General features: G+C 62.6%; 1 protein-coding gene. It reads left to right on the top strand.

Going from position 1 to position 1,273, the window contains the following annotated elements; translation table 11 throughout:
• Nucleotides 1-182 precede the first annotated feature (182 nt).
• Nucleotides 183-1,265, top strand: coding sequence for an IS30 family transposase (locus E3T22_RS14525; protein WP_121678472.1), 1,083 nt, complete (start codon nucleotides 183-185; stop codon nucleotides 1,263-1,265).
• The last annotated feature ends 8 nt before the right edge of the window (nucleotides 1,266-1,273 follow it).

Genomic DNA, 1,273 nt, shown 5'->3' with positions numbered 1-1,273 from the left:
GGGCTCAAGGGGTCAGCGCAACACTCTGACTTCTTGGAGTGATGATGCGTATTCCTGTTTCCCGTGCTGTGCGTCGGGTGTTCTGGACAGCGATTCGGGACGGAGCTACGACGCAGGACGCTGCCGCGGTTGCGGGCATGTCATCGCAGGAGGGTGACGTGTGGTTCCGCAATGCTGGTGGCATGACACCGTTGTCGTTGAATCCGCCATCCGAACGGTTTTTGTCGATTCGTGAACGCGAGCTGATTCTGGCCGGGATCAGCGCCGGCCTGTCGATCAGAGCGATCAGCCGGTCGATCGGACGCAATCCGTCGACGGTGCTGCGGGAGTTGGAGCGAAATCTGCCTCATCAATACCGACCGCGGTCGAGGATGGGGCGGCCCCGTTCGACGCCGGTGAAGTACTCGCCGTCGTTAGCGCAGCGTCGCGCAGATCTGAGGATGTCCCGCCCGAAACCAGCGAAACTGGCCCTGAATGACAGGCTCCGGGACGAGGTTCAGAATCGGCTATCGGAGAAGGCCAGCCCGGAGCAGATCATGCGACGATTGCGGTTGGACTTCCCCGACGATCCGGAGATGCGGGTGTCACACGAAACGATCTACCAATCCCTGTATGTTCAGGGCCGCGGGGCGTTGCGCCGCGACCTGACAGTGGCGTTGCGCACTGGGAGAGCGCTCCGTAAACCGCAACGCCGGGCCACCCAACGCCAGGGCCGGATCCGCGACATGGTGCTGATCAGCGACCGGCCCGCCGAGGTCGAAGACCGGGCAGTTCCCGGACACTGGGAGGGTGACCTGATCGTCGGCAAAGACAGCGGCTCCGCGATCGGCACCCTGGTCGAACGCACAACCCGGTTCGTGATGCTGCTGCACCTGCCCGACAAACACGGCGCCGACGAGGTCCAGCAGGCGATGATCGAGACCATGGGCAGGTTGCCGGAATTCCTCCGCAAATCCGTCACGTGGGACCAGGGCAAAGAAATGGCCAATCACGCGCAGATCCGAATCGCCCTCGACATGGACATCTACTTCTGCAACCCGCACTCACCCTGGCAGCGCGGCAGCAACGAGAACACCAACGGTCTGCTGCGCCAGTACTTCCCGAAAGGCACAGACCTCTCCGGCTACCACCACGACTACCTCGACTACGTCGCCAACCAGCTCAACGACCGCCCCCGCAAAACCCTCGACTGGAAAACCCCGAAAGAAGCCCTCAACGAGCTACTCTCGAAGCCACAACCGACCGGTGTTGCGCTGACCGGTTGAATCCGCCG

Source organism: Cryobacterium sp. TMB3-10, from assembly GCF_004402305.1.
Classification (GTDB): Bacteria; Actinomycetota; Actinomycetes; order Actinomycetales; family Microbacteriaceae; genus Cryobacterium; species Cryobacterium zongtaii.
Note: the sequence above shows the minus strand (reverse complement) of the source record. Positions and strands in the feature narration are given on the sequence as shown.

Coding starts and splice junctions, on each gene's coding strand:
- E3T22_RS14525 (WP_121678472.1), top strand. CDS start 183: ATGACACCGTTGTCGTTGAATCCGCCATCCGAACGGTTTTTGTCGATT.